This window comes from Kribbella sp. NPDC006257, from assembly GCF_040613535.1.
GTDB lineage: Bacteria > Actinomycetota > Actinomycetes > Propionibacteriales > Kribbellaceae > Kribbella.
Genome location: NZ_JBEXSJ010000017.1, coordinates 142,908 through 168,030 on the forward strand (window position 1 = coordinate 142,908; position 25,123 = coordinate 168,030).

17 protein-coding genes and 2 pseudogenes are annotated in these 25,123 nt (G+C 67.3%); 7 read left to right on the top strand and 12 right to left on the bottom strand.

Going from position 1 to position 25,123, the window contains the following annotated elements:
* Positions 1-10 precede the first annotated feature (10 nt).
* The 4 genes from ABZ004_RS21900 to ABZ004_RS21915 all read left to right on the top strand — a co-directional run bounded on the left by ABZ004_RS21900 (position 11) and on the right by ABZ004_RS21915 (position 2,828).
* Positions 11-511: an FMN-binding protein gene (locus tag ABZ004_RS21900; protein ID WP_355682150.1), complete on the top strand. Its 501-nt coding sequence runs from the start codon at positions 11-13 to the stop codon at positions 509-511.
* Positions 508-960 (top strand): FMN-binding protein, encoded by a 453-nt coding sequence (locus tag ABZ004_RS21905; protein ID WP_355682152.1) that lies wholly within the window; start codon positions 508-510, stop codon positions 958-960. The genes ABZ004_RS21900 and ABZ004_RS21905 overlap by 4 nt, the downstream gene beginning before the upstream one ends.
* Before the next feature lie 115 nt (positions 961-1,075).
* Positions 1,076-1,741, top strand: a complete 666-nt coding sequence (locus ABZ004_RS21910) for a response regulator transcription factor (protein ID WP_355682154.1) — start codon at positions 1,076-1,078, stop codon at positions 1,739-1,741.
* Positions 1,713-2,828, top strand: coding sequence for a HAMP domain-containing sensor histidine kinase (locus ABZ004_RS21915; protein ID WP_355682156.1), 1,116 nt, complete (start codon positions 1,713-1,715; stop codon positions 2,826-2,828). The genes ABZ004_RS21910 and ABZ004_RS21915 overlap by 29 nt, the downstream gene beginning before the upstream one ends.
* A 534-nt stretch (positions 2,829-3,362) precedes the next feature.
* On the opposite strand, the pseudogene ABZ004_RS21920 reads toward ABZ004_RS21915, so the two are convergent.
* The 11 genes and pseudogenes from ABZ004_RS21920 to ABZ004_RS21970 all read right to left on the bottom strand — a co-directional run.
* Positions 3,363-4,571, bottom strand: a pseudogene (locus ABZ004_RS21920) (copper resistance protein CopC); the annotation flags it as partial.
* A complete protein-coding gene (locus ABZ004_RS21925) occupies positions 4,571-5,047 on the bottom strand; it encodes a hypothetical protein (RefSeq protein WP_355682158.1) in 477 nt (158 codons plus the stop codon). The pseudogene ABZ004_RS21920 and the gene ABZ004_RS21925, both read right to left, overlap by 1 nt.
* Positions 5,048-5,110: 63 nt before the next feature.
* Positions 5,111-8,152: a multicopper oxidase domain-containing protein gene (locus ABZ004_RS21930; RefSeq protein ID WP_355682159.1), complete on the bottom strand. Its 3,042-nt coding sequence runs from the start codon at positions 8,150-8,152 to the stop codon at positions 5,111-5,113.
* A gap of 11 nt (positions 8,153-8,163) precedes the next feature.
* Positions 8,164-9,456, bottom strand: a complete 1,293-nt coding sequence (locus ABZ004_RS21935; protein ID WP_355682161.1) for a multicopper oxidase domain-containing protein — start codon at positions 9,454-9,456, stop codon at positions 8,164-8,166.
* A gap of 16 nt (positions 9,457-9,472) precedes the next feature.
* Positions 9,473-10,726 carry a multicopper oxidase domain-containing protein gene (locus tag ABZ004_RS21940; RefSeq protein WP_355682163.1) on the bottom strand — a complete coding sequence of 418 codons (1,254 nt, stop codon included), beginning with the start codon at positions 10,724-10,726 and terminating at the stop codon, positions 9,473-9,475.
* 85 nt (positions 10,727-10,811) lie between these two features.
* Positions 10,812-16,229, bottom strand: a complete 5,418-nt coding sequence (locus tag ABZ004_RS21945; RefSeq protein ID WP_355682165.1) for a hypothetical protein — start codon at positions 16,227-16,229, stop codon at positions 10,812-10,814.
* A gap of 117 nt (positions 16,230-16,346) precedes the next feature.
* Positions 16,347-17,219, bottom strand: a complete 873-nt coding sequence (locus ABZ004_RS21950) for an ABC transporter ATP-binding protein (RefSeq protein ID WP_355682167.1) — start codon at positions 17,217-17,219, stop codon at positions 16,347-16,349.
* Positions 17,216-18,031 (bottom strand): ABC transporter ATP-binding protein, encoded by an 816-nt coding sequence (locus tag ABZ004_RS21955; protein WP_355682169.1) that lies wholly within the window; start codon positions 18,029-18,031, stop codon positions 17,216-17,218. The genes ABZ004_RS21950 and ABZ004_RS21955 overlap by 4 nt, the downstream gene beginning before the upstream one ends.
* On the bottom strand, positions 18,024-18,905 hold the full coding sequence (locus tag ABZ004_RS21960) for an ABC transporter permease (protein ID WP_355682171.1): 882 nt from the start codon (positions 18,903-18,905) through the stop codon (positions 18,024-18,026). Before ABZ004_RS21960 ends, ABZ004_RS21955 begins: the two co-directional genes overlap by 8 nt.
* Positions 18,905-19,999 carry an ABC transporter permease gene (locus ABZ004_RS21965; RefSeq protein ID WP_355682173.1) on the bottom strand — a complete coding sequence of 365 codons (1,095 nt, stop codon included), beginning with the start codon at positions 19,997-19,999 and terminating at the stop codon, positions 18,905-18,907. Before ABZ004_RS21965 ends, ABZ004_RS21960 begins: the two co-directional genes overlap by 1 nt.
* Complete coding sequence (locus ABZ004_RS21970) at positions 19,996-21,828, bottom strand: ABC transporter substrate-binding protein (RefSeq protein ID WP_355682175.1); 1,833 nt, start codon at positions 21,826-21,828, stop codon at positions 19,996-19,998. Before ABZ004_RS21970 ends, ABZ004_RS21965 begins: the two co-directional genes overlap by 4 nt.
* Positions 21,829-22,184: 356 nt before the next feature.
* Between ABZ004_RS21970 and ABZ004_RS21975 the strand changes: the two genes are divergently transcribed.
* From ABZ004_RS21975 to ABZ004_RS21985, 3 genes are all read left to right on the top strand, one after another.
* The gene (locus ABZ004_RS21975) at positions 22,185-23,096 is read left to right on the top strand and encodes a methyltransferase domain-containing protein (protein ID WP_355682177.1); all 912 of its coding nucleotides are present in this window, start codon (positions 22,185-22,187) and stop codon (positions 23,094-23,096) included.
* A gap of 450 nt (positions 23,097-23,546) precedes the next feature.
* The gene (locus ABZ004_RS21980) at positions 23,547-23,768 is read left to right on the top strand and encodes a hypothetical protein (RefSeq protein WP_355682179.1); all 222 of its coding nucleotides are present in this window, start codon (positions 23,547-23,549) and stop codon (positions 23,766-23,768) included.
* Positions 23,769-23,822: 54 nt separating this feature from the next.
* Entirely contained in the window at positions 23,823-24,125 is a 303-nt protein-coding gene (locus ABZ004_RS21985) for a hypothetical protein (RefSeq protein WP_355682181.1), read from the top strand.
* 669 nt (positions 24,126-24,794) lie between these two features.
* Here the strand turns inward: ABZ004_RS21985 and ABZ004_RS21990 are convergent.
* Positions 24,795-25,123 (bottom strand): annotated as a pseudogene (locus ABZ004_RS21990) (hypothetical protein); the annotation flags it as partial.

A 25,123-nucleotide genomic window follows, 5' to 3' on the forward strand; every position in this document is an offset into this window, starting at 1 on the left:
GGAGGACCGGATGAGACGCGGCGCCACGGTGGCGATGTCGGCGATCAGTCTGGCGGTCGTCGGCCTCGGACTCCGGGTGAGCACGAAACCGGCCGAGGGCCCGCCCGCTGCCTCGGTGCAGCCCAAGCCGCAGCCCCGCCCGGCCACGCCCGTTCCCAGCAAGACGCCTTCCGGTCCACGAACCGGCCGGGCACCGACGACCCCCCGCTCGACGTCGCCGGCGCGACTGACGGTCAACGGAACGTTGGTCGATACGGCGTACGGGCCGGTGCAGGTGCAGTTGCGGATCCGAGGGCGCCGGATCGTCGCCGCCAAAGCTCTCGTCCGCCCGCAGGGCGACAGTCAGACCGACCGCATCAACAGCCGGGCCGTTCCCGTGCTGGACCAGGAGGCGGTGCAAGCCCAGAACGCGGGCATCGACACTGTCTCCGGGGCGACCTACACCTCTACGGGCTATAAGACCTCACTTCAAGCAGCCCTGGACTCCGCCCATCAAGCGGGTGCGCTGTGAGGTCCGCACCGCTCGATCGAACCCGTCGGAACCTCCTGGTGTTCGGCGGGACGGCGGCTGTCCTGGGCCTGCTGTTCCTCTACCCGACCAGTACGAACTCCAAGAGCGGAATGACCTCCACCGCCGCACCACCTGGCGTTGTCAGTACTGCGCCGGGAACGGCTGCCGGGAGCACGGTTGTGAACGGCACCTCGGTCCCGACCAGGTACGGACCTGTGCAGGTCCGGTTGATGATCCGGAGCGGGCGGATCGTGACTGCGACCGCGATCGACTACCCGGCTTCGGGCGGCCGGGACCGGGAGATCAACAGCTACGCCATCCCACAACTGGAGCGCGAGACCATCGCGGCCCAGAGCGCGCATCTCGACACGGTATCCGGCGCGACGTACACCTCGGACGGCTACCGGGGATCACTCCAGGCAGCCCTCGACGCGGCGCACCTGAAATGAAAGGTGAGCCTCGGCCCTTCCACCGGGCGTCACGGAGAGCCACAATGACCGAGGGGTAAGAAATTGGGGTTCGGGGGCGGGCGGATCCGGCGGGAGCCGGATCTGAGGGGGCTGGATGACGAAGATTCTTGTTGTCGACGACGAACCGGATCTGGTCCGCTTCGTACGCCGGGCGCTCGAAGCCGACGGCTATCAGGTGCTGACGGCAACCGACGGGTCGCAAGGGCTGCTGATGGCGTTGACCGAGCAGCCGGATCTGACGGTGCTCGACCTGCGGATGCCCGGCGTCGACGGCCACGCCGTCCTGGCCGGTCTCCTGGCGACCCAGCCCGGCGCCCGGGTACTGGTGCTGTCGGCCGCCGCGGACGTCGAGGCCAGGATCGACTGCCTCGAACGGGGTGCGGTCGACTTCCTGGCGAAACCGTTCGCGATCCGCGAACTACTGGCCCGGGTCCGGTCGCGCTTGCGGAACCCTGCAGACGCCAGCGGCGGTTTCGTCCTGCAGGTCGGGCCGATCGCGCTGGACATCCGGGCCCGCCGGTTGCGCATCGACGGCCGCGAGACCACCTTGTCGGAGCGCGAGTTCCTGCTGATGCAGCACTTCATGCGCAACCCGGACGCGGTCTGCTCACGCAGCGAACTCCTGTCGGCGGTATGGGGCTACGACTTCGATCCCGCGACCAACGTGGTGGACGTGTACGTCGGCCGGCTGCGGGCCAAGCTCCGCCGCGACGTGATCCAGACGGTGCGCAATGTCGGCTATCAGCTTCAGAGCGCCTGACCGCGGCCTCACCGGCGACTTCGGCCGGTGGGCGCGGTTACGCCAGGGGTTGCGCTACAACCGGCTGACGGACGTGGCGCTGGCGACCTTCGCGGTCGGGATGCTGCTGGCCATGAACCTGATGGTCGAGCGCGAGGTCGTGCCGTACCACCTGCTCTTCCTCGGACTGACCCTCGTCTACGGCTTCAGGGTCTGGCCGCTCGGGCCGACCCTGGCCGTGACGGCGCTGATCACCGGACTGACCGGCTGGATCCTGGTCGCCCATCAACTCGCCGACGGCAGCAACCGGGCCGAGTGGGCCGAGATCCCACTGATGCCGTTGCTGTTCCTCGCGATGGTCTGGCACGCCCGCCGACGGGTCGCCGCCCAGCGCGAGGTCGAGGTGATGGCCGAACAGCGCCGGGCCGCCCTGATCCGGGAACGCGAGTTCTTCCGGGACGCCTCGCACGCGATCCGGACGCCGGTGACGATCGCCCGCGGCCATCTCGAGCTGCTCGATGCGGCGGCGACCGATCCGACCGCGCGCGAGGATCTGGCGATCACCCTGCGCCAGCTGGACCGGATGTCGGCCTTGTCCAACCGGCTGCTCGCGCTGGCCCGGCTGGACTCCGGCAACGCCGTCCGGCCGCAACGTCTCGACCTCGCACACTTCCTGGCGGAGATCGTCCGGAACTGGCGCAGTGGTACCGATCGGCTGCTCCAGCTCGATCCGCTGCCGGCGATGCCGGCCTCGTTCGACCCCGAGTGGCTGGAAATGGCGATCGACGGGGTGATCGAGAACGCGGCCCACTTCACCGGTCCGGGCGACCGGATCCAGCTGTCCTGCCGGCCGGAGCCGGGACGGTTCGTGATCGGGATCGGCGATTCCGGACCAGGGATCGCGGCCGAGGACCTACCGCATGTGTTCGAGCGGTTCTGGCACCGGCGACCACCGAGCGGTGTGATGGGCAGCGGACTCGGCCTACCCATGGCCCAGGCGGTCGCGCTGGCGCACGGCGGTCAGATCACCGCGGGTGTCAGCCAATGGGGCGGCGCGCTCTTCGAGATCACCTTGCCCGTCACCGGCGACGGCCTGCACCCCGACTGACACCTCGGCCGAGACGCTGATCCGGGACATCCCGAAGATCCACCAACCCGCACCGATCAGGATCGTGACCACCAGCCACAGCACCAGCAGCCAGTTGTGCAGCGGCTTGGTCGACACGAGTTCCGTGCGGGCCGTGACCGGGTCGCCTGCCACCACCCACCGATAGGTGTGAACGGCTGCCGGGAGACCTGCCCGCTGAACGGAGACTTCGACCTGGGCCGATCCACTGCCTGCAAGGACGACGGGAGCGGACCACCGACCGTCCGCAAGTCGCTGCGCAGCCACCGGCGGTTCGGTACTGCCGTCCGCATCGACCAGCCCGATCAGCACTGCCCGGACCGGTGCCGGGGAAGGTCGCCTCGTGTCGAAGACCTCGACCATGACCAGGTTGCGGCCTGGACTGTTCGGGCGGATCGCCAGCGTCTGCTGGAGGTCGGCGACCCGCGTGTCCTGCAGCGGAACCGCCGCCGCTGCCGGGTCCCGCACCAGCTGTGGTTCCATCGCCGGCTGTCCGCTGGTGATCAGTCCGGACAGCCCTAGCACCGCGACGGCCAGGCCTGCCTCCACCAGGATCGTGCCTTTCCGGAGTACCGCGGTACGGCGGAGCCGCCGGTGGTTGACCACACCCAGCACCCCGATCACGGCGACCACACTCACCTTGATCAGGAGGATTCGGCCGTACCAGGTGCTCAGGGCCGCGTCCACCGAGCCGATCACGCCACTGGTCAGGTAGAGGCCCGTGCTGATCACCACACTGATACAGAGTGCGGCGGGCAGCCCGAAGGCACGGAGTACGGTCATTGCCTCAGGCAACTTCTCCCGATGGCGGGCCGCGTCCACCACCCAGACGATCAGGATCACCAGCGCGCCGGCCCAGGTCGATGCGGCCAGCAGATGGAGGGTGTCAGCGACGATCCTGGTCATCGACAGGGGTGCGGCCGCGCCGGAGTGGCCGAGCAGAGCCGTTCCGGAGGTGACCAGGCCCGCACCGAGCACCAGGCACCCGGTCCGGCCCCGTGCCGCCGGCCGGACCGCCGCGATCAGCAGGAGTCCGAACCCGGCCTCCCGCAGACCCCAGCGCACGCCGTACCCGCTCGCCAGCAGACCCATCGTCGCGCCGCCGAGGAGCTGGAAGCCCAGCAGCAGAAGGCTGCCCACCAATCCCCCGACCGCCCCTGCCGACTGACTGCGGCGTGCCAGGCGCCGCCAGCCGGGGGTGGGGGGCCTGGTCGGGCGGGTGAGCAACCGGCCCAGCAGCGCACCGCCCAAGGTCAGCGCCAGCGAGAAGAAGACCAGCCAGCGCAGGACCGACTCGCCCGCCGCCGGCTTCGGTTCGCTGAGCCCGGCCGATTGGACCTGGCGACCGATTCCGAAGACCAGTACCCCGGCCGTGCGGTGCAGGTCGTCCGCCGACAACGTCTGCCAGGACAGGCGGTAGGCGCCTTTCGGCAAGGCCGGCAGGGTGGCGAGCAGACGCGCCGGTTCCTCGCCGCCTTCTCCCTCGATGCGCAGGCCGGACACGGCGTACCGCTGGCCGTCCTCGCTCACGAGCTCGAGCTGCGTCGCGGCCAGCACCACTGTCTCGCTGAAGTCCAGCCGCAACTGACGCGGCGCGGTCGCCAGGGAACTACCGTCGGCCGGGCTGCTGGAGGTAAGGAACGCGTGCGCGCTGGCGGCCTGCGGCGACCAGATCGCCAGCAGGGCGACCAGAACGACGACCAGTCCGATCCGGCGTCCGTGCATCACAACACCGGCGCATGCTGAAGGCTCAGCGATCCGACCAGGATGGTCGCCTTCTCCGAGTGCTGCAGATCACCCTTGGTGTTCTGGTAGACCAGGTAATAGGTCTGGCCGGCGCGCAGGGTGTGACCCTGCTTCATCACGGACACCCGCTTGGTCCCGCCATCGCGCTTCTCGCTCCGCAGCTCCGGCGGATGCTGGACGTCGGACTGGAACCGGGTGGCCTTCTCACTGTCCAGCACGACATAGGTGAGCGTGATCAGGCCGCCGTCCCCGACGACGGCGAGCCGGCTGAAACGCACGCCGTACTGCGCTTCGATGGCCGAGCTCTGTGGGAACTCGGTGCTACCCGACGAGCCCTTCGCGATGGCATAGCCGCCGGCCGCCAGTCCGACGACCAGGACGGTAGCCACGATGACGATCCGCCGGACCCATCGGCCAGGCAACTTCCGGACCTTGCTGATTGCTGAAGCGAACATGTCCTCCCCCTCCCAAGGGACAGCGCCGGGACCCTGAGCGCCCAGGGCCCCGGCCTATTTCGGCTACGGCATCGTGAACCGGGTCGAGGCGAAGGTGTCGAAGTACGCCCGGCCGGTCGAGCTGCTACTAAGGCCGGCGGACACCCCCAGCCACGCCGTCTCGATCCGCAGCGTGCTGGTGTTACCGGTCTGCAACGACCGGCTCACCCCGTCCACCAGAAGCCGCAGCGATCCTGCGTTGGTTCCGGTCGCCGGACCGGAGACCCAGTCGACCTGCAGGGTGTGTGTCCCCGCTGTCAACGTGACCCAGGCGCCGGGGAGTGCTGTCGTCCCACTCCGGTCGAACATGGTCCTGACCTGCGCGGAGCCGGCGTTGAACCGGTACTCCAGTGCGTAGACCTGACCGTTGGCGGCGGTCCGGCCCTGCAACAAGGCCAGCGCCGTGTTCGCGTTGGTGCCGGAGGTGAGCGTGTTCCGGTTCAACACGAACCTGGCGTGGTACGTCGTCTCCGCCGTCGGTGTGTTGTCGGTCAGATACCCGTTGCCCGGCAACGTCACCTGCAGGCCCCGGACACTGCCCGGTTCGATCGAGGTCGGCAGAGCCGAGGTGGTGGTGTTGGCGACCCCACCCGTACTCGAGCTCCAGAATCCGAACCCACCAGACTCGAACGTGTCGGCGAAGATCTTGTTCGGCCGCTGCACCGACACGGTCTTGTTCACCGGCTTGCTCCAGTTCCCGGCCAGGTCCTGCACCCGGAGGTTGAAGACCTGGTTGCCCGGCGGCACCGTTGCGAGCGGGATCGTCACCTGCACCTGGCCGGCCACCACGCTCACCGGTACCGAGATGCCCTTGCCGACGCCCGGATCCGTCGTACCGAGCCAGTACTCCGCCTTCGCGATCAGCGAGGCGTCGGTGACCGGCGCGGTCAGGGTCAGGGTGTCGGCCCCATTGGTCGGGTTCGGCGTCGCCGTCAGCGCGCCGAGCACCGGAGCCGTCTTGTCGACGACGAGGTTCACCGCGAACAGCGGACCCCAGTTGCCGGCCGCGTCCTGCCCACGGACGTAGACATGATGGGTGCCGTCGGCAAGTGCTTTCACCTGGGTCAGCGGGATCAGCCCGTAGAAGGCCTCGCCGTTGGAATCCAGCTTGCCGTCGACCGGCAGCAACTGCAGGCCGGAGCCACCGGCCGGGTTCGGTGCCGGGTCGAGGAACGCCTCGGCGTCGGTGAGCAGACTCTGTGCCGCGCCGCCCGCGTCCTTGTCGGTGATCTGGGCGGAGATCAGCAGGTTGCCCGGGTGGCTCTTGTCGGCGAGCACCGCGTTCGTCGGGTTGGGCCCGACACTCGCGGCGTCGACGGCAGGACCGGTGACGTCGATCGGCAGTTCGATGTCGAGCGGCGGTCCCCACAGGCCGAGCGAGTCCTTGCTGTGCACGAAGACGTGGTGCAGTCCCTCGGGCAGCCCGGCCAGCAGGGCCGGAGCAAGATCCACGTCCTCCGAGACGACCGTGGCGCTGCGGTTCAGCGTCATCGGCGTACCGGATCCGTCCGCGGTCACCGCGTCGAGGAAGTACTCGGCGTTGGTGATCAGGCCACCGGCGTCGGTGTCGTCACCCGTCGCGGAGACGCTGACCGTCGTACCGCCGTTGGACGGGACGTCGGCGATCGAGCCGTTCGTGGTCTGCGGCCCGGTCTTCGGCAGGTTCAGGATGACCGAACCGACCACGCCCCAGTTACCGGCCGCGTCGAGCGCGCGGACGAAGACCGTGTGCCGGCCCGCGTCGAGGGCGTCGAGGACGGCCGTGCTGATCGTGCCGGTGGCACCGGTGATGCTGACACCGCTGCCGGGCAGGCTCATCGGCGTACCGAACCCGACGCCGGTCCCGACCGCGTCTTCGATCACGAACTCGGCCTGGGTGACGGCCGACCCGCCAGTGGTGGAGTCGCTGAGATCGGCCGTCACGGTCACGTCCGCGAGCCCGTTGGACGGGTTCGGTGCGACCTTGAGGTGGGTCGACACCGGTCCGACGCCGTCCGTACTGGGGGGCGGCGCGTTCGTGTCCAGGAAGGTCAGCATGCCGCCGAACGCCGACTGCACCGGATCGGCCGTGTGCTGTCCGTTGTTGTTCAGATGCCGCGACGAGTCGTAGACCGCGAACTTCGCCTCGGGTCCCGTCGGCATGGTGACGAGGGTGTCGAGCGTCTGTCCCGGATCGACACTCTCCGCGGCGACCGTGGTGGCGTAGTGCGCCGGATGGCCGCCCTGAGCGATCTCGACCTGCTCGCCGCCGAGCACATTCATCGGATGCGTCTGCGCACCGACGTTGACGTAGCGCACCAGCACCTTGTGGCCCTGGTCGGTGGCGACCGGATCCGTGGCCGGGAACGGCTTGCCGTTGATCAGCCGGTACCTCGGGTCGAAGTTCCGCAGATCGAAGGCGCCCGGGTTCGCGTTGAACGCCGGGTCGACCTCGCTCAGCACGAGGACCGCGTCGTCGTCGTACGCCGTCGCGGGGAACCCGGCCGGCTGGCTGCCGTACGCGGTGCCGTCGGACGGCAGCACGATGAAGGCACCGGCCAGGCCCATCGCCACCTGGCGTGCTCCGTTGGCGGTGTGGCCCGCCTCGTAGAGAAAGGTGCCGGCCCGCCCGGCCGTGAAGGTGTAAGTCTTGGTGCCGGAGCCGATACCGGTCGTGTCCTCACCGCCGGCCGGAAGCGGCTGACCGGGGAAGGCCAGCGATACGCTCTCCCCTGCCAGCTGGTTGTGCAGGGTCACGCTGACCTGGTCGCCCTGGTGCACCACCAGGACCGGGCCAGGAGCCTTGGCGGTCCCGGCGGCACCGGTCGGGGAGAATCCCCAGATCGGCACCGAGGTGCCCAGCAGGCTCGTCGTACCGGACATCGCATACAGGTCGCAGGCAGCCGTGCCGGCACCGAACGAGCAGCCGGCTGGAGTGAGCTTGCCTATGGCAACGGAAGCGGCAGCCGGCCGCAACTGCGGCCGGGCACCGTGGGTGGTCCCTACTGCGGGACCGGTCATCGTCAGGGCGAGCGCGGCGGCCGCGACCACCGTGGCAGTCGCCCGGAGTCTCTTCGGCATCGTCATCGTCAGGCCCCTCACTGGCTCGCGCAGCCGGCGGGCGGGTCGATGCGGAAGACCGTCATCATGCCGCCGAAGGCTGCCCCGTAGTTGGTCGCTTGTTCCAGCGCGTGGCTGTGCGCGATGTGGTAGTACTCGCCACATTCGTTGTTCTGCGTCAGGTTCGCCGGTACGGCGTTCTTCGTGCCCAGGTAGCCGCTCTCGGAGAACCAGGTGTCCGGTCCGACCAGCAACTGGTCCGTGATCGCCGGGAGCTGGGTCGGGATCGGGTTGGTGGTCGCGTTCCATCCCTCGACGTCACGCCAGTCCATCAGCACGTCGAGGGTCTGGCCGGGACCGACGTCCAGGTCGTACTTCTGGTACGACAGATCCTGTCCGGTCGGGCCCTGCAAGGCATGGCCGTCGCGGTTGATCACCCGTTCGTCGCTGCCGTGCGGGTGGAACGGGTAGTTCACGCTGCCGGCGTTGAGGTACCGGATGGTGGCCGGCAGCGGGTTCGTGACCGCGTCGTACGGCTTGATGTGGACCAGGGCGCCGTACGGCTGGGACGGCAGCCAGGGCGCGTTGTTCGGGGCCAGGGTGTCCGGCATGCTGCGGCCGTTGATCATGAAGTATCGCGACTTCGAGATGGCCCAGTTGACCGGCTGGTTGCGTTCCACCGCGAGGTGGACGTCGGGGTCGATCTCGGACAGCAGGTAGACGTACTCCTTGCCGGCCGTGAACGCCGAGTCCGCCCGGTCGTTCACCTGGTTGGGATGACCCGCGGGGCGGACCACCAACGCGCCGTACATGCCCATCTGCAGTTGCTTGTCGACATCGGTGCCCGACTCGTACAGGTAGGTGCCGGGGCTGCCGGCGATGAAGGTGTAGGTGACGGAGCCGTTGTCGGCGGCTGCCGATTGGACCAGCGAGGTCAACGAGCCGCCCGGGTCGAGCTGCGGCTGCGCCGGGTTGCCGTTCGCCTTCACCGACTTCTGGCCCGGGAAGATGATCGAGGTTGCCTCAGGCAACGTGTTGTGCAGCACAACAGTGACCGGCCGGCCGGACTCCACACACAGGGTTGCGCCGGGCAGCTGGAAGCTCCGCTTGCTGTTGCCGTAGCTCCACATGTAGACGGAGTTGCCGTCGGGGGTCGAAACGTAGCCGTCCTCGGCCGTCAGCGAGAAGGTCTGGTTCGGGTCGGTGTCGCAGAGTGCTCCCTCCGACATCGCCACCGAGGCAGCGGCCTGGGACCAGATCAGCGCCGAGGCGCCGACCAGTGCCGCGGCCGCCAGGAGCACGACCTGCCGTCGGACCGTGAGTCGTTTCATCGGATCATCGCCCCCGTCACGCGTTCGCCGCGGTCTGTGCCGGATAGGTGCCCGGGGCCCCGACGACGATCCTCGTAATCATGCCGCCGTAGCCGGGACCGCCGCCGTTGTCGAGGTAGGAGTACTTGCGGTCGTACAGCAGGTACTCCCCCGGCGCCGGTGCGACGAAGATCGCGTCGCGACTCTCGCCCGGGCCGATCTCGATCATGTTGGTGGTCAGGTAGTTCGTGGTGCCGTCGCGTCCCTTCAACAGACTGGCGTCCTTCGCGACCACCGTCAGGTCCAGGTTGTCGACGGTCATCGCGTGGTTCTGATAGCCGAGGTTCGACATCCGCAGCAATACCCGGTCGCCGGTGTTGCACCTGATCAGCGACGAGATCGGCTGGTACTGCAGGCGTCCGGCCCCGGTACTGAGCGGATCACCGTTGGCCGCGGTCGTGTCCGGATAGGCCCGGCCGTTCAGCAACCAGAAGCTCGGGTCGTAGTCGGTCCAGTCGTTCACCTGGATGTGCGCGTCCCGGTAGTGAGCTGCCGACCAGAGCTCGGTCAGCATGAACGCGAACTCCCGGTCGTACGCCGTCGAGCCGTCGCCGTCGTTGTAGGCGTACCGCTCGCCAGGATGCAGGGGGGTCAGGTTCTGCTTCGGCCGGACGAAGACCATCCCCGTCATCCCCATCTGCACGTGTTCCACGTCCTCGAAGTGGCAGTGGTACATGTACGTCCCGGCGTCGTGTGGCCGGTAGAAGTAGGTCAGGTCCCGGCCGATCGGTACGGCGAGCGACAGTTCCGGTACGCCGTCGAACAGCGGGATGGCGTTGACGAATCCGTGCCAGTGCAGGGTGTGCCCGTCGAACAGGTCCGGCCGCTGGGCGAGACCGAGGTTCGTCAACGTGAGATAGATGTCGTCCTCTTCGTCGAAGGCCATCATCGGCGCGCTGATCTGCGCCTTGCCCCGCTGGGCGGCGACCTGGTTGGAGGTCATTCCGGTCACGTCGCGGAACCCGAACACGTAGGTGTTGAACGGAGTCGGCGCCAGCGGGTCGGGGAAGAACGGTGGGTCCGGCGGTGCGTCGCCCGGCATCGCCACCCAGCCGTCGGTGCCGGCCAGGTGCAACTGCTTCATCGGGTGGACCGCGGTCGCTGAGGTGGCCAGGCCCGGTGCCGCGCTCGCGGTCAGCAGCCGGCCGCTGAGCAGCGCGCCGCCGACGACGCCCGCGCCACTGAGGAAGGAACGCCGCGAGACTCCGCGTCGTACGGGAATATCGGTCACTGGGATCTCCTGAAGTCGATGGAACCGGTCAACTGGCGGCGAAGGCGCGGCCTGCCCGTAGGAGGGTCCGGGCAGGCCACGCGGATCACGGCGTCATCTGGTCCGAGCCGGCGTCGTACCGGCGTTGCTGGAGCGGGAAGACACCGGTGACGGTCGGCCGGGGTTGACCGTCGATATCAGGCGAGGCCGCGGGAACCGTGTAGGCGAAGCCCGTGGTCGGCGTACCCCAGCGGACGGCCACACCGGATGCGCCGAGTCCTCTCGCCGGAGTGGTCGGCGCACCGGTGGCGACGTGGAAGTCGCCCATCAGCGACGGTGGCAATATCTGCGCCACGATCGCCGCCTGCCGGAAGGCCGGGTAGGACCGGATCGCCAGCACGCTCACCGTCACGTCGTACGGCGAGACGAACCGTGGGTCGGCCGTGGAGTTCGAGGGATCCGGGGCGGAACCCGTCTCGTCCTGTAGGACAGAGTGCGTCGGTGTGAGCAGCGCACCCGGAACGTCGGTGACGCCCATGTCCCAGTTGTTCACGGAGTTCGCCGTGCCGTCCGGAAGTTGACCGCCGATGCCGTAGACCCAGCCGCCGCTGAACCAGCCCGCCCGGTTGTCCCAGAAGACGTCGTTGAGCAACGTCGGCTTGCTGTACGTCGTGTTGCCGAGCGCCTGGGACCCCGGGAACAACGTCGTGTTGCGCAACCTTGCCTGCAACGGATCGCTGTTCGCCGCGGTGGACAACCCGGCCGGAGCCGGATCGCCGTTGCTGGTCACCGCGGTGGCCGAGGTGAGGTTCTTCGCCACCGTGTTGTTGACGACGTTGACGAACGGAGCGTCGTCCATCGCCAGGCCGCCACCCTCGTGCGCGGAGACGTTGTCGGCGATGGTGTTGTCGGTGATGTCGATCGGCTGCGGATCGTTGCGGGTGATGTGCGAACCGCCGACCTGGAGCAGCCGGATGCCGCCGCCGTCGTCGTTGGCCAGGTTCGTCTGGATCGTGTTCCGGTCGATCTTGACCGGGCCGCTGCCGGGTGAGAGCGCGGTCGGCGTCGCCGGGAGTTCACCGGCGACCATGATGCCGCCGCCCTCGTCGTAGGAGGAGTTGAACCAGATCCGGTTGGCGGTGATGCTTCCACCGTTGCTGCCACCCGCGTTCGCCATGTAGCCGAAGGCGGAGATCCCGCCGCCGTACTCCGCGGAGAAGTTGCCGCAGATCGCGTTGGCGTCGACCTGGTACCCGTCGCTGCCGGTGAACAGCCCGACCCCGCCGGCCAGGTTGGTGCCGCCGTTGTCGCGGATCTGGTTCCTGGCGATGACCGCGTCGTAGTTGCGGTTGTCACCGACGTACGGCGTACCGATCCGGATGCCGCCGCCGTACGAGCCGCCGTTGCCGACGATCACGTTGTCCGTCACCCGGAGGCCGCGGACATTGGCGTGGGCGTAGACGCCGCCGCCCTGGGTCACCAGGGCGCCCGCCGCGCCGTACGGAGTCTTGATGCCGCCGGTCAGCACGTTGACGTTGGCCGCGATGTCCGCCTGGGCCCCGCCGGTGATCGTGAACCCGTCGAGCGTGACCGGCCAGCTCGCCGGCGTGACGCCTGCCAGGAGTGGGTCGTCGAGGGTCGTGACGACCGCGGAGTCGGGTACCGCCGGGTCACCGGAGTACGTCAGGCCGCTGATCCTGGTGACCCAGTCGATCCCGTTCTGGTTGTCCAGGTTGAAGCCCGAACCGTCCAGGATCGAGCCTGGGATCCAGGTATTGGCCGCGTCGAAGCCACCGGGGCCGACGCCCTGGATCTTCACCTGGTGATGAACGATCAGGTTCTCGTTGTAGTCACCGCGTGGGTTGGCGGCGGTCTGGCTGTTCGGCCAGACGACGACCAGGTGATACGGCTTGGCGGGCACGATGATCACACCGAGGTTGTTGCGCACGGCCCTGGACGGCCGGGCGGCCTCGAGACCTGCTTGTACGGTCTTGTAGGTCTTGGTCGGGCCGACCTCCGTCAGTTGTGGGTTGTTCGGATCGGTGCCGGGAGTCGACGCGTTCGCTGCCGACAGCACCTGGATGGTGATGCCGTTGACGCTGCGCTGACCGCTGTGGCCGGTGATCGCCAGTTCCGCCGCACCCATTGGGAAGAAGTTCGGGACCGTGAAGGTGATGCTCTTGTCGGTCCAGCCGGTCACCGTCATCGCGGTGCCGTTCAGCGTGACCCGATCAGGAGCACCGGGGTCGCCGAAGCCCAGGCCGTTCACCGTGATCGACCGGTTGGGATCCCCGCGCCGGATGTACGGACGGCTGACCGCCAGGAGTTGCGGCGCGTTGGCGCCAAGGTTGCAGAACGTCGGGTTGACCGTCGTCGTGTCCGGGGCGAGCACGGTCGACGCGACCTGGGTGGGCGCCTCGTCCGTCACGGTGTAGAGGCCTGGCCAGCCCTGGAAGTTGGTCGCGATGGTTCGGAACCGTGGGTTGTAGTCCGGATTGAGTGCTCCTGGCTGGCCTGGATCATTGCCGACGAAGCGGTACATGTTCGGGCAGGGACCGGCCGGTACCGGACAGTTGTAGGTCCCGGTCGACGGTTCGAGCCCCTCGTACAGGCCGTTGAAGTCGGTGTGCAAGGTGTCCATCAGCCGGCCGGACCAGTCGTACAGGCCGACCGGGACGAAGGGCAGACCCTGCGCCTCGCCGTAGTTGACGCTGCGCTTGTCCAGCGTGAGCCCGAGGTCGTTCAGCGTCAGACCCCAGAAGTGCGTCGGGATCGGCACGTCGGTGAACAGGCTGAAGTTGGGTGCGGTCGCCTGGTTGGCGCGCAGGCCCACCAGTTTGTCGGCGCACGACGGCCGCTCGTAGCCCTGGAAGGGGCTGCCGCCGCCGGCGTTGAAGGTCGGGCTCTTGACGTCGACGGTGTGCAACGGACCGGCGCACGGCGAGACGATGCCCGCCTGCTGTGACGGCGGTTCGGCCGGCGGTGTGGGCGTGGCGTCGGGCGGCCCGGCCGGGTCGTTCGCCACCGCCGGCGTGGCCGGCGGGTAGTTCTCCTGCGGCAGATAGGTGTCGCCGTCGAAGACGTTGACGTCCTCTTCCTTCGTCACCTGGTACATCGGCTTGCCGTCGACCGGGTCGTTCGGGATGTCCACCGAGACGATGTAGTCGCGGGCGGGCAGATCCTGCTCGGTACCGTCCGGCAGCGGTGCGTACATCGCCAGCCCGTCCGGGTTGTGGACCGTGTCAGTCGGCGGATAGAGGTTGATCTTCGAAGTGGCGAAACCGTAGTTGCCGTTGACGGTCTGGCTGCCACCAGCACTGTCACTGGCGCCGACTGCGAGACCCATCATCGGCGACTCGACGCACATGGTATTCGCGGCCGGCCCGAAGGCGGGCAACGCCTGCTGGTCGGTGAGCGGCGTGTTGTTGTACTGGCGCGCGGTACATCCTCGCGGCGGTTGCCACTTCTCCGAGGTGTAGGCGTCCTGCACCTCCGGTCCCTTGACGAACGCCCCGTACCGCGGGTTGTCCGTCATCCCGCCGTTGCCGTCGGAGATCTGCTGCGGCTCGGTCTGGTATCCCTGCCGGCAGAGCTCGGCCGGAGTGGTGTCGGTACACGCGAGCGGAACGTAGAGCTTCACCGGTACGTCGGGGATGCCGGGCTGGTACGGCTCGGCGGCAGCCATCGCCGGGTCGAGCTCGTTGCGGGTCACGTCGTAGGTGACCGTGCCGACGATGCCGCCGTTGGTGCCCGGATCGTAGGGCTGCACGCCCCAGTCGATCTGACCGCTGAGACCGATGATCGGCAGGAAGTTCAGGTCGACCAGACTGCCGAGCTGGGTGGTCGCCTTGGTCTCGTTCGCGCCCTTGTAGGTGATGCCGGTGGTCTTGTAACGGGTGTTGAAGGCCTCGAGGATCAACCACTTGCCGAGCGGGTAGGTCTCCTTGATGTCGTAGTTGCCGTTGACATCGGTCGAGGCGGTGTTGCTGGCCTGGTCCATCAGCGAGTTGTCGCGCTCGCGGACGGTCAGTCCGAACCCGGGCACCGCCTTCTCGCCGGTGTCCTGCTTGCCGTTGCCGTTGGAGTCGATGAACACCTTGCCGTGCAGATGGCTGAACCAGCCGACGAGCATCTCGTTGCCGACGTCCGTCACGTCACCGTTCTGGACCTCGACGTTGAAGCCCCACAGGATGTAGTCCTGGTCGTCGTCCCACATCGTCAGCTGGTAGGTGCCGTCCGGCACGTTCTTGATGTCGAAGCTGCCGTCCGCCGCACCGCGTCCGACGTACACGGCCGCGTCGCCGGCGTCGAGGTCGGACAGGGCGACCCACGGGTTCCGGAGCGGACCGTCGGACTTGGCGCCCGCGAATCCGTCGGGCGTGACCTGCCCGTTCTGGCCGCCGACGTAGGGCAGGCCGGCGATCACGACGCCCTTGATCTCACCGGTCGGCAGCGGAGCCGGCAGCGCCGGGAGGCCACGGGTCCGGACGAAGCCGAACTGGACCGACGGCACCAGTTCGCGGCCACGCGTCTGCTCGGTGTCGTAGCCGGTCTCGCCTTCCTGCTGCCAGATGTCGTGGTCGTGGCCGCCCTCGAGCGTGGTGGTCTGCACCCATTGATAGGTCTGGCCGGGCGCCGGAGCCGGCGGCGTGACTGTCGCGGCGTACCGGTTCGGGCCCATGTTCGGGATGACGATCTGGCCGGTCGAGTTGCTGGTGCACTTGCCGGTCGAGCGGGCCGTGTCGACGATCGGCTTGTTGTTGGCGTCGAACAGCATCGGGCCGGTCCCGTTCGCGTTCTCGTGCTGGTAGGCCGTGCAGAGCGGGTTGCCGTAGTAGTCGGTGCTGACCAGGCCGAGCACGTCGGTGAGGGTCGCGCTGAACCCGGCCAGTCCTTGCTCGGCGTCCATCTCATAGGTGCCGTCGACCGGTAGGTTGTCGTTGAACACCTGGATGCGCAGCGTCGTGAGCGGCAGCGGGGTGGGGTTCATCCGGACCACCGTGTGGGTGGTCGCACCCGACGTCACGGTGAAGTGCTGGCCGTCGATCTTGAAGCCGTCGGCGGTCACCGAGATCAAGTACTTGCCGGGCGCCAGGTTGTCCAGCGCCTTGCTGTCGCCCAGATCCGCTTCGGTGCCCTGGGCAACGATCGGCGCGAACCCCGACGTGTTCCGGGTCGACGGCCACGGGCAGGTGTCGGCGTAGTTCGGGTCGCTGGACCCGCCCGGCGCCGTACTCGGTAGGCAGCGGTCGGTGAGCTGATTGGCCGCCGTACCGGGATCACCCGTGTCGTCGAGGTTGATCAACCACTTGTACTGCGTGACCGGATCGTTCTCATGGACGAAACCCGGTCCTGAGTTCACCGAGCGCGCGCTGGCCACATGCAGCGTGAGGCTGCCCGGACCGGCCGCCGCAGCGGGTCTCGCAGTACCGGCCAGCTGTGCTGCCGACAGGACTGCCGCCAGCAAGCTCACTACGACCAGCGCCCGCAGCGAACGCCCCATGGATGTCAACTGATGAGTCACGACCCCTCCCCCTCTTACCCCGACTCGCGTGCGTCACCCCACGCGACGGTTGTCGCCGCAACACTGCGGCTGGTAAGAGGGTCAGAAGAGGTTCATGAAGGCTCTGTCATCTTTCTGTCACACTACGGGCTCCTGCGGGGCGGAGGCGGGCGTCTGGGTGCCGGAGTCGTCGACCTCGATGCGGTTGGTCCAGCGTTGGTCGGGGTCGGGTTGGGGGATGGAGTCGAGGAGTAGGCGGGTGTAGGGGTGCGATGGCTCGTGCATCACCTGGTCGACGGCGCCGCGTTCGACGATGGCGCCCTTGTTGATCACCATCACCTCGCCGCCGAGGTAGTAGACGGTGGACAGGTCGTGGGTGATGAAGAGGGTGGTCATGCCGTGGTCGCGGCGGAAGTTCAGCAGGATGTCGAGGAAGGTCTTGCGGATCTGCGCGTCCAGCATCGACACCGGTTCGTCGGCGATCACGAAGGCGGGGCGGAGCATGTGGATCCGCGCGAGCATGATGCGCTGGCGCTGGCCGCCGGAGAGCTGGTGCGGATAGCGGCCGAGGACTCCTGCCGGGTCGAGGCTGACGGCGTTGAGGGATTCCTCGATCATCGCGAGGCCTTTGGCGCGGTCCTTGGTGAGGTTGAACTTCTTGACTGCCTTCCAGAGCACGCGATCGACCCGGTAGAACGGGTTGAAGATCGAGTACGGGTCCTGGAAAACCGGCTGGACGTTGCGGCGGTAGTCGTCGTACTCCGACCGGGACAGCTTGAAGATGTCCTTGCCGTCGTACCGGATCGTGCCCGCGGTCGGTTTCTGCAGGCCGAGGATGTTCCGGGCGATGGTCGACTTGCCGCTGCCGCTCTGGCCGACCAGGCTGACGATCTGCGGCGGATCGGAGTGCAGCGTGAAGGTCGCGTTCTTCAGCGCGGTCAGGTAGCCGTCCGGCGTACCGCGGGCGTGGAAGCGTTGCTCTACGTTCTCGAGCTCGATGACGCTGCTCACGACGCTCTCCTTCCGAGCTTCGGGATCGAGTCGATCAGCTGCCTGGTGTAGTCGTGGCGTGGGTCCTTGAAGACCTGGTGGACGTCGCCGACCTCGACCAGGTTGCCCTCGTACATCACCGCGACCCGGTCGACGAGCTGCGCGTGCACACCCATGTCGTGCGAGATCACCATCAGCGTGACGCCGAAGTCCCGGCGGAGATCCGCGAGGCTCTGCAGGATCACGCGCTGGATGGTGACGTCGAGAGCGGTGGTCGGTTCGTCGGCGATCACCAGGTCGGGTTCGAGCGCGACGCAGATCGCCATCAGGACGCGCTGTTTCATCCCGCCGGAGAGCTCGTGCGGATACATCCTGGCGACCCGGGGTTCCAGTCCGACCTGGCCGAGCAACCGCGGGATCATCTCGGAGAGCGCTTCCTTGCGTTCCGGCGCGTGTTCCAGGATCACGTCGCGGAACTGGTCCTGGATCCGCATCACCGGGTTGAGCGAGTTCATCGAGCCCTGGGGGAGATAGGAGAGCGCGCTCCACCGCAGTACCCGGAGTTCTTCGCCGTGGACCTTGAGGAGGTCGACCGGTTGGTGGCCTTTGGGGCGGAAGAGGACACTGCCTGCCGTCACCTGGCCCGGGGGCTTGAGCAAGCGCAGCAGGGCTACCGCGAGCGTGCTCTTGCCGCTGCCCGACTCCCCCGCGATGCCGAGAATCTCGCCACGGCGTACGGACAGATCGAGGTCGTGGACGGCTTTCACGTCACCACGGTTCGTCGAATAGGTGACTTCCAGGCCGTTGATCTCCAGCACGGTGTCGTCATTCACCGGCCACTCCCCTCAGCCGTGGGTTGTAGACCTCTTCGAGTCCGATGTTGACCATGTTCAGCGCCGCGAACAGCAGGGTCAGCAAGACGATCGGTACGACGAACATCGGCCAGGCGCCGAGTGTCAGCGCGCCGGTGTTGATCGCGTTGAAGATGATCTGGCCGAGGTCGATCACGCCGCCGGGCCCGAGCCCGATCACCTCCAGGCCGACCAGGCCGAAGATCGCGCCGAGCGCCGAGGAGGCGAACCCGACACCGATGAACGGGAGCAGGTTCGGCAGCAGCTCGGTACCGATGATCTCCAGGTCGCGGGCCTTGCTGACCCGCGCCAGATCGACGTACGGGCGGGAGCGCAGGCTCAGCACCTGGGACCGGATCGTCTTCGCCGCGAACGGCCAGCTGAAGATCGAGATCATCACCCCGACCTGGAACAGGCTGACGTTCTTCGCGTACGCCGAGAGCGCGATCAGCAACGGGAAGGTCGGGATCACCAGCAGGATCCCGGTGAAGGTCGACAGCACCCCGTCGACCCAACCGCCCTTGTAGCCGGCCACGAACGCGACGATCACGCCGACCACGGTCGAGATCACGCCCGCGATCGCACCGATCTGCAAGGAGACGGACATCGCGCTGACCACCATCGCGAGCACGTCCCGGCCGAACTGGTCCGTGCCGAGCAGGTGATCAGGTCCGGGCACCAGCCATTTCTGGTACGCCGCGAGCGCGATCGGGTCCTGGCCGTTGCCGATGGCATTCACGATCAGCGGGCTGAAGAGGGCGAGCAGGACCATCAGGGCGAGGATCACCAGGCCGGTCGCGAGACGGCGGCTGTCGCGGACGGTTCGGAGTACGGCTGTCAGTACTCGCATCGTCATCACTTCCAGTATTTGACGCGCGGGTCAAGTAGGGGCAGGAGGAGGTCCAGGAGCAGTACGGCGGACAGCACCGAGAAGATGGCCATGTCGGTCACGCCGAGGATCGTGTTGAAGTCGAGCTGCTGGATCGCGGTGACCAAGGTGGTGCCGAGGCCCGGGTAGTTGAACAGCTGCTCGACCAGCACGTTGCCGTTGAAGATGAAGCCCAGCGAGATCCCGAAGGCGGTCACCTGTGGCAGGTAGCAGTTCCGGAGGGCGTAGCGGGTGAGGATGCGCCAGGGCTTGAGTCCCTTCGCCTCGGCGTACGTGAGGTAGTCCTCGCCGAGCACCGGGACCATCAGCATCCGGGTCGACAGGATCCAGCCGAACGCACCGATCACCACGATCGAGAGACCCGGCAGCAGTCCGTACTTCAGCACGCTGCCGATGAAAGCGAGGTTGAATCCCGGACTGAGGCTCGCGTCGTACGCCGAACGCGCGGGCAACATGCCGAGGCTGTAGGCGAAGATGTAGACCAGGATCAGCGCGACGAAGAAGAACGGCACGTGCGAGAGCGCGATCGACAGGTTGGTGATGATCGCCGAACCGGCCGTGCCGCGCCGCCAGCCCGCGACCGCGCCGACGATGACGCCGAGGATCCAGGCCAGCACGGCGGAGATGCCGAGCAGGCCGATTGTCCAGGGCAACGACTGCAGGATCACGTTCTGCGCAGGCGTCGGGTAGTTGATCAGGGACGGACCGAGATCCCCGTGCAGGATCAGTTTCTCCATGTATTTCAGATACTGCACGAAGATGTTGCCGTCGAGCCCGAACTCGTGCTGGTAGCGCGCGATCACCTCGGTGCTCGCTTGCTGGTTGTAGATGTAGTTCTGCTGAAGGGTCTGCAGCAACGTCCGGATCGGGTCGCCCGGGATCAGCCGGAAGAAGAAGAACGCGACGGTGAGCGCTCCCCACAGCTCGACCAGGTACAACCCGAACCGGCGCAACGCGTACGCCGCCAGCGGATGCCGCGACAGCCAGGAGCGCAGCCTCGGGCAGGGAGCGCTCTCTGCTGTTGCTGCGACGGCCTCGGCAGGCGGGGCCGTCGCGGTCACGCCGGGCCCTTCTGTCCGGTGGCCTTGAGCTTGCCGAGAACGAACATGAAGTGCGGCCACCAGTTCAGCGGCACCTGGTAGAGGTTGTCGTCGGTCGGCCAGCCGGTCCAGAAGGTTGTGTTGAAATACGACGGGTAGCCGGTCTGGATGGTCGGGATCAGCGGCAGCTTCTGGAAGTAGATCTCCAGAGCCTGGTCAAGCAGAGGTTTCGCTTCGGCGCTGGTCGGGTCGAGCTGGGCCAGCTTCGCCGACAACTCGTCCATCTTCGGATCGCGGAACCGCGACTTGTTCTTGTCGACCGCGTTCACGCCGACCTTCTTGGCCTTGCTGCTCTCCCAGTCGGTGTACATCTGCTCGGGGTCGAAGGCTGCGCCGGCCCATTGGGAGTCAATGTCATACTCACCGCGCTGGAACTTCTCGTCGTGCACCGATCCGCTCAGGCTGCGCAGCGTGGCCGGTACGCCGACCTTGTTCAGCTCCACCTTCAGCAGGTTGCCGATCGCGTACTCCTGCCCGTCGACCGGTGACGGCGTGATGATCTCCAGGCCGATCGCCTTGCCCTGGTACATCCGCTTGCCGCCGGCCCCCTTCGGCGCGATCTCGTCGAGCAGCTTCACCGCCTTGTCCGGCGCGTACTCGAACTTGTACTTCTCGGCCAGCTCCTTGTTCGACCACTTGTCGTTGCTCGGGTAGTCGGCCCACAGGTACTGCGCGGGCGGCACCTTCACCGGCCAGATGTTGTTACCGATCTTCTCCCGGTCGATCAGGTAGTTGATCGCCCAGTGCATCTTCGGCTCCGCCATCACCCCGCGCGCCGGGTCGTTGTTCAGCCAGAAAACTCGTGGGTTCGGGTCATGGAACTGCGTGGTCACCAGGCTCGGGTAGCCGGTGTTGCGGAGCTGCTTGGCGTGCTCCTCGTCGATCGAGCCGACGTCGAACTCGGCCCGCTCGAACGCCAGCGATGCCGAGTCCGCCTGCTTGGCGGTGCTCTGGAAGATCACGTACTGCGGCGCAGGGTCGAGCTTCTCCTTGTTCCAGTAGTCCGGGTTTCGTTCCCAGACGAACATCTTCTGGCTCTGGATCGCCTGCTTCAGCTTGTAGGGCCCGCTCGCCACCGGCGGATTGGCCCGGTACTTCGTGGGGTCCTGCCCCTTCCAGATGTGCGCGGGCATCACCGAGTACTGCGGGCCGGCGATCGCGGCGATGAATCCGTAGTGCAGCCGTGGGGTCGGCTTCGTCATCTTGATCACCGCGGTGTGTTCGTCCGGTGTCTCGACGGTCTTCACGAATTCGGACAGGTCGCCACCGCCGCCGAGGAGATCCTTGCGGTCCCGGAGCAGTTCGACGGTGAACTTGAAGTCTGCGGAGGTGAGCGGCTGCCCGTCGCTCCACTTGGCCTTGGGGTCGAAGTTGAAGGTCAGCTCGTCGAACTTCGCGCTGTACTTGTAGCCGGTGCAGAGCCAGTTGACCAGCTCGCCGGTCGCCAGGTTGAGCAGGAACATCGGCTCCTGGGCGAGCGTCTCCAGGCCGGCCGAGTGCGACATCCCGTTCGGGATGAACGGGTTCCAGCTGTTGAAGACGGTGTACTCGACCTGGGCGATGATGACGGTCTGGTCCCGCGGCGTCGGGATGTTCGCCTTGCCGATCTGCACCGACTTGGTGGCGGCGGGCTTGTTGGCCGGCTTGTCGGAGTACGAGCCTTTGCCGGAACACGCGGCGAGGAAGGCGGTCAGGGCGGCGGCACCGCCTCCGATCGCGGTCCGGCGGCTCAGTTGGTGACGAAGGACGTCGGCAACGTCTTCGAACTGCGGGCGCGGCGCATCGTTCACGATGGTTCCCTTCGGCTTCGAGCCCCGGCGGGACTCTTCCTCACTCGACGCGTCCTCACGCGTCGCTTTCAGGGGGTACGGAAGCCACCTCCGTCTCACTTGCCGTCATCCGGCGGTTACCGGCTGGAAACGTTTCCTCGGACTATAAAAGCCGATGACAACGTTGGCAAGACTCTGGCGATCAACGTTGCAATCGCGACCTGGTCTGCGCAGATCAGTGCGAAAACCCGAGGCTGACAACGATGGCTCGCGCTCCGTAGGTGGCGCGGAGCGTGTGCCGTCACACGGCGTACCGGGAAGCTCTTCACCACCCCGTGCTGGACGGTGTGGGGGTTTCATCATTTGGGGGAAGTTGTATGACGAGTACGGCTGTTGATTTCGAGGCGATCAAGGACAAGCAGCGGGCGGGGTGGGAGACGGGCGACTATCCGCGGGTCGGCAATACGTTGCAGATCATCGCCGAGCTGCTGGCCGAGGCCGCCGATGTACGGACTGATCAGCGGGTGCTGGATGTCGCTTGTGGGCAAGGGAATGCAGCCCTGGCGGCGGCCCGGCGGTTCGCCGACGCGACCGGGGTGGACTACGCGGCGAACCTGCTGGCGCAGGGGCGGGAGCGTGCTGTCGCGGAGCATCTGCCGGTGACGTTCCTGAAGGGCGACGCCGAGGCGCTGCCGGTGCTCCAAGCCGGCCGTGCGGCGATCGTCGCGGGCGCCGTCGACGCCGGTCTGAAGTGTCTGCGCCGGGCAGTCGCCGAGGCAGAACAATGCCAAGACCCCGTACTGCGAGGTCGCGCTCTCTCCGCTCTCGGCAGCGCTCTCGTCCACGCGATCCGCGGCCGCGACGAAGAGGGCGCGATCGTCCTGCACGCAGCGATCCAGGTCGCCACCGAGGCTGGCGATCGCACGACCTCGGTCGTCGCCCATCGCGAACTCGGTTTCGTCGAAGTACAAGCCGGCCGACGCAGTACTGCGGCCAGCTGGCTGGTGAAGGCGCTGGCGCTGGCCGAGACAGATGCGGAGCACGCCGCGATCCTCGGCGTACGGGGAATGAACTCGTCCGGCCTCGATGACTACCCCGCCGCCTTCGAACGCCTCGGCGCCTCGGTCGAGCTGGCGGCAGCATGTGGCGACCATCGTCAGCAAGCCTGGTCGCTGTCGATCATGGGTCGGGCGCACCTTCTGCGTGATGATCACAGTCAAGCTCGCGCGACGGTTCGGCAATCGCTCGACCTCGTCCGGCAGGAACGCTGGATCGCCTTCCTGCCCTAGCCGCAGGCGTTGCAGGCCGAACTCGACTGGTACGCCGGTGATCTCAGTCCGCGACCAAGGGCTTCGAACAGGCCTGGGTACTCGGGTGCCAGCTCAACGACCCTTGCTGGGAAGGAATGGCCGCGCGGAATGGGTCCTAGGACACATCCTCGACACCGCGATCAGCGCTGCCCTGGACCGCGAGGACGAAGTACAGGCAAGGCCGTTGGTGGCTCGATTGGCAGCGCTGGCCGCCCGGTGCGAGATTCGAGAACCGGTCGTCCGCGCGAGGCTGCATCAAGGGCGGCTCGGCGACAGTCTGGCGGCTACTTCCGCGCGACTACTGAGTACCGGGATCGACAACCCGGCACTGTCCGAACTTTTCCAGAGGGAACAATGACCACCGCCGCGGCGGCCGACTGGACGATCGTCGACGAGGGCTAGGGCCGCAAGGCCGTCGACTTCGCTACCTTGAGTGAACCGGCGAACTGCCGCGAGTACGTCGCGCTGCATCACCGGCTGGGTGTCGACGCGGGTGACCGCCTGCTCGACATCGCTTGTGGAGCAGGGCTCGCGCTCGAACTCGCCCGGCTGCGCGGCGCTTCAGCCGCTGTGGTTTCACGGCGATCGAGCGGGTCGCCATACCGTTCGCGTGGGAGTTCGCCGACCCTTCGCTCTATGCACGCGCTCTAGCGTCGACCGGGCCGAGATCCCCGTCATTGCCTATCTTGCTCAGAAGGAGCAATCGTGAGCTTCCTGGCCGAGGTCATCCCGCCACCCGGCTTCTTCGACGACGACCTGGCCGAACTCGGCTTCGTCATGAACGCATCCCGGCTCTGGACCTACCGACCCCAGTGGCAAGAACAAATCTTCGACGTCCTCGGCTCGATCGTGCGCGAACACGGCCTCACCGTCCGCCAACGGTGCATCCTGGTCGCGCCTCAACCCTCGGCGACTCCTGCTGCTCCCTTGCCTGGGGCACCAAACTGGCCAGAGCCACCAACCCGGACCTGGCCGCCGCCGTCCTCCACGGCGACGACCACGCCCTGACCCCCGCCGAACAAGCCCTAGCCACCTGGACCCACCACGTCACCGAAGCCCCAAACGCCACCACTCTCGCGAACGTGGACCTCCTCCGCGAGACCGGCTGGACCGACCCCCAGATCTTCGGCATCACCGTCTTCGTAGCCCTCCGAATTGCCTTTTCTCCACAGTCAACGACGCCCTCGGCACCCACCCGGACGCCAACTACCGCACCCTCGCACCACCCGCCGTCCTCGCCGCAGTCACCTTCGGCCGTGCCCTAGACACCGACTAACCCGAACCGGCCGCAGGCGACCGCATCCGCAGACACGCAAGGCGACGACCGGGCGCGGGCGAGGGCGCGGGCGCGGGCGCGGGCGAGCCAACATGGCGTGGTGCAGCGTCTGGATCCGGGCCGCCATCGCGGTCGGAAACCTACCGCAGTGCGAAGTGGCATAGCGGTGGAGGAGGAACCGCGCACGCCCGGCGTCAGGCCCCGGATGCGTCACGATCCAGTCCGGTAGTAGGTGGTGGACGCCGCGCATTGCCTGCCCAGCGCGGTGAAGAGTGCGGGCGAGTTGCTCGCGTCGGTGTCGTATGCGCACGAGCACGTGTCTCCTTGCGCGGTGGGCAGGTTGGATCCACTGAGCACCGGACGGGTGAGCGCTGACGTACGGGCCACTCGCAGTCGACCCGTCAGCCGGCTTGCTCCGGTCGATCCTTGCCCGGCGGGTGCGGCTCGAACCGGTCGGGTGAGTCGTGTTCACTCCGGTCGGGTGGGTCGGTTCCCTCGTGCTCGGTCTTGTCGGGTGGGTCGGGTTCGGTGTTGTCGGGTGGGTCGGGTTCGGTGTTGTTGTGGATGAGGTAGGTGCCGCGGTGGGTGACGTGGAGTGTGAATCCGTAGCGGGTGGTCCATTCGAGGGTGTCGTTGTCGAGGCGCGTGACGTTCCAGCCGCCGTGGGTCTTGATCCGGTGGCTCAGTCGCCCGAGCGGCGTGAGGTTGTCGGTGCTGGTTTGTCCTGGGG

Bases quoted from the DNA above. Each gene is read 5' to 3' on its own strand.
- ABZ004_RS21910 (WP_355682154.1), top strand. From the start codon at position 1,076: ATGACGAAGATTCTTGTTGTCGACGACGAACCGGATCTGGTCCGCTTC.
- ABZ004_RS21915 (WP_355682156.1), top strand. From the start codon at position 1,713: ATGTCGGCTATCAGCTTCAGAGCGCCTGACCGCGGCCTCACCGGCGAC.
- ABZ004_RS21930 (WP_355682159.1), bottom strand. From the start codon at position 8,152: ATGACGATGCCGAAGAGACTCCGGGCGACTGCCACGGTGGTCGCGGCC.
- ABZ004_RS21925 (WP_355682158.1), bottom strand. From the start codon at position 5,047: ATGTTCGCTTCAGCAATCAGCAAGGTCCGGAAGTTGCCTGGCCGATGG.
- ABZ004_RS21975 (WP_355682177.1), top strand. From the start codon at position 22,185: ATGACGAGTACGGCTGTTGATTTCGAGGCGATCAAGGACAAGCAGCGG.
- ABZ004_RS21960 (WP_355682171.1), bottom strand. From the start codon at position 18,905: ATGACGATGCGAGTACTGACAGCCGTACTCCGAACCGTCCGCGACAGC.
- ABZ004_RS21900 (WP_355682150.1), top strand. From the start codon at position 11: ATGAGACGCGGCGCCACGGTGGCGATGTCGGCGATCAGTCTGGCGGTC.
- ABZ004_RS21935 (WP_355682161.1), bottom strand. From the start codon at position 9,456: ATGAAACGACTCACGGTCCGACGGCAGGTCGTGCTCCTGGCGGCCGCG.